The 231-nt window shown below is 77.1% G+C and carries 1 pseudogene; it reads right to left on the bottom strand.

What is annotated here, in order from left to right:
- Positions 1 to 134 (bottom strand): annotated as a pseudogene (locus G3I40_RS47475) (SAM-dependent methyltransferase); the annotation flags it as partial.
- Positions 135 to 231: the final 97 nt, after the last annotated feature.

The raw sequence follows: 231 nt of genomic DNA, 5'->3' as shown, positions 1-231 counted from the left end.
CAGCGCTCCACGTCCAGCGGCAGCAGCCAGCCGTCCGCGCGGCGCAGGAACAGCGGGCCGCTTTCCCTGCGCAGGGCGTCCGCGTAGGGGTCGGCACACCAGGGCGGAGCCGTTTCGGCGGTCGTAGCGGTCATGCGGCGCCGCCCGCGACAGTATCCGTCGCCCGCACGAGCCGGGCATGCTCCGCGGCGAACAGCCCGCCCGGGGCGAGCGCGGCGACCCGTGCGGCGT

The organism is Streptomyces sp. SID14478 (assembly GCF_010548525.1).
GTDB lineage: Bacteria > Actinomycetota > Actinomycetes > Streptomycetales > Streptomycetaceae > Streptomyces.
This window is presented reverse-complemented; position numbering and strand designations above follow the sequence as displayed.